Source organism: Streptomyces sp. NPDC127092 (genome assembly GCF_042722475.1).
Lineage (GTDB): Bacteria > Actinomycetota > Actinomycetes > Streptomycetales > Streptomycetaceae > Streptomyces.
In genome coordinates, this window is sequence record NZ_JBHXFE010000014.1 from 1 (window position 1) to 2,061 (window position 2,061).

Annotated in this window: 2 protein-coding genes; both read right to left on the reverse strand. The window is 72.0% G+C overall.

Annotated elements, in window-relative coordinates:
- Positions 1-30: 30 nt before the first annotated feature.
- Entirely contained in the window at positions 31-1,059 is a 1,029-nt protein-coding gene (lgt, locus tag ACFWJO_RS13915) for a prolipoprotein diacylglyceryl transferase (protein WP_386864944.1), read from the reverse strand.
- An 88-nt stretch (positions 1,060-1,147) separates the two neighbouring features.
- Entirely contained in the window at positions 1,148-1,996 is an 849-nt protein-coding gene (locus ACFWJO_RS13920; RefSeq protein WP_386864945.1) for a DsbA family protein, read from the reverse strand.
- Positions 1,997-2,061: the final 65 nt, after the last annotated feature.

Below are 2,061 nucleotides of genomic sequence, written 5' to 3' on the forward strand. Positions count from 1 at the left end.
CGGCGGCCCTCCGCCATGTCTCCCGGGGGCTCAGCGGCCGCCCGCCCCGGCGCCGTTCCCGGCACCGTCCTTGTCCCTGTCCTTGTCGTCCTCGTCCTTCACGCCCTCGGCGGACACGTCGTCCGCGGCGGCCTCCGCGCCACTCGGAGCGGCGTCCTCGGCCGGCGCGCCGTCGACGGCCTCCGCGGCATTGCCGGCCTCGTCGCCCTCGCCTGCCGCGGGACCGGCCTTCTCGCCGTCCACGGCCTTCCTCGGCTCGACGGTCTCCTCGCGGCCGGGCCGCGTCTTCGCCGAGATCACGATGTAGGCGACGGCCAGCAGGAACACGATGATCGCGGTCCACACGTTCAGCCGCAGGCCGAGGATGTGGTGGGCCTCGTCCACGCGCATGTACTCGATCCAGCCCCGGCCCGCGCAGTACGCGGCGACGTAGAGCGCGAAGGCGCGGCCGTGGCCGAGCGTGAAGCGGCGGTCGGCCCAGATGACGAGGAGCGCGACGCCGATGCACCACAGCGACTCGTAGAGGAAGGTCGGGTGGTAGACGCCCTCGACCCGGTTGGCGCCGGCGCTGATCTCCAGGCCCCACGGGAGGTCGGTCGGCTTGCCGTACAGCTCCTGGTTGAACCAGTTGCCCCAGCGGCCGACGGCCTGGGCGAGGGCGATGCCGGGCGCGATGGCGTCCGCGTACGCGGGGAGCGGGATGCCGCGGCGGCGGCAGCCGATCCAGGCGCCGACGGCACCGAGCGCGATGGCGCCCCAGATGCCGAGGCCGCCCTCCCAGATCTTGAAGGCGTCGACCCAGTTCTCACCCTCGCTGAAGTACAGCTGGTAGTCGGTGATCACGTGGTAGAGCCGGCCGCCGACGAGGCCGAAGGGCACGGCCCAGACGGCGATGTCGGCCACGGTGCCGGCAGTGCCGCCCCGGGCGATCCAGCGCTTGTTGCCGAGCCAGACGGCGACGAAGACACCGATGATGATGCAGAAGGCATAGCCGCGCAGCGGGATCGGTCCGAGGTGGATCACGCCGGTCGACGGGCTGGGAATGAAGGCAAGGTCCATGGCAGGACCGACGCTACCTTGCCGGGCGGGCCGTACGGCAGCCAGCCCGGCAACTTCTCCGTAACGCCGTCGGGAACCACCCCGGCGCTCAGCGGCCGGCGGCGGCCCCGGCGCCCGGGGATCCGGCGGCCGGGGAGGCGGTGCCGGCCTTCTTGCCCTTGTTGGCCTCGGCGACCCACTTCTTCAGGTTCTCCACGGAGATCTGCTCGTCCCCCTTCTTCGGGAAGATCGATTCTCCGTTGAGCAGCACGGACGGCGTGCCGGTGAAAGCGCTGCTGCGGAAGGCGTCGTTCGACTTCTTCACCCAGCCGTCGTGCGTGCCGTCCTCGACGCAGCTGCGGAAGGCGGGCGTGTCGAGCCCGGGGACCTTCGCGGCGAGTTCGATGAGCTTGGCGTTGTCGGCGTAGGCGTCGTCGGTCTCCTGCGGCTGGTTCACGTACAGCGCGTCGTGGTACGCGGTGAACTTCCCGGCGTCCTGGGCGCAGGCGGCGGCGTTCGCGGCGCGCAGCGAGCCGCTGCCGCCCAGGTTGCCGTCGATGAGGGTGGCGAGGTGGTACTCGGCCTTGACCGCGCCGGAGGCCTCCAGTTCGTGGATCGCGTCCCGGAAGAAGTTCTCGAACTGGGCGCACGCGGGGCAGCGGAAGTCCTCCCAGACGGCGAGCGTGGACGGGGCGTCCGGTCTGCCCTGGGGGATGGCGGGCTTGTCGCCGCCGACGGCGCCGGCCGGCGCGACGACGGGTCCGGCCTTGTCCGAGCTGTCCTTGCCCCCGCTGTTGGCCGCGATCACGCCGACGACCGCGGCCAGGCCGAGGACGCCGACCACCGCCGCCGACACGATGAGGACGCGGCGCTGCTTCTCGCGGGCCTTCTCGCGCTCGCGCTGCTGCTGGAGGCGCTCCCGCGCGCTCCGGTTACCGTCACGGTTCTTCTCGCTCACGCCCACGAGAACGAACCGGGGAAGCACGCGCGTGCCTCCCCGGTCCCTAATCCACCAGTATGGGT